General features: G+C 61.2%; 1 protein-coding gene. It reads right to left on the reverse strand.

Annotation, left to right across the window (positions count from 1 at the left end):
• Positions 1-10: 10 nt before the first annotated feature.
• Positions 11-667: IS1595 family transposase (locus AC1DZT_RS25330; RefSeq protein WP_478009416.1), on the reverse strand; the 657-nt coding region annotated here is incomplete at its 5' end.

Consider the following 667-nt stretch of genomic DNA (forward strand, 5'->3'; position numbering starts at 1 on the left):
AGGGTCTTGACTAGCAGAGGGGGTTTTTCCGGCAGATTTCGAGGAGAAGCCGGGTGAGATCCTCGCCCCGATTGTTGTACCTGAACTCGCACTCCTTCAAGTGCAGAGAAAAGGTGGCGGGGCTGATGCCGCGGAACCTGGCGAGGCGGGTCTTGGCATAGCCCCAGAAGGCCTCGATGCCATTGATATGGACTTCGCCACGCACGAATTCGTCGCGGCCATGGTCGACGCGGACATGGGCATAGCCGAAGTCTCCGAGGTGGTTGTACGAGCGCCACCGGTCGGTGTTGATCACGGAGGACGGCTCCACCCTTTCCAGGATTACCCTTTGCAATGAACGCATTGAGACATCCGGGACCACCTGGCACCAGACCTGGCCGCCGCGTTCGAAGATGCCGAAGACGATGGTTTTCCGACCCGCGCCGCGCCCCGTCATGCCCTTGACGCGGCGCGGGCCGAAGTAACTTTCGTCGGCCTCGACCACACCCGAGAAGGGCGATTGTTCGGCGCACCAGAGGGCCATCCGCTGGCGCAGGAGGCCGAGAAACCGGTTGACGGTGTTGCGGTTCAGACCCGAAACCTGAGCGATCTGGGAGGCCGTCAAATCAGCCGCGACGAGCCGAATGAAGGCCCGAAATTGGGCCTCAGAAAGTTTCGAACTTTTTGC

The organism is Rhodobacter sp. P1_C2 (assembly GCF_056406375.1).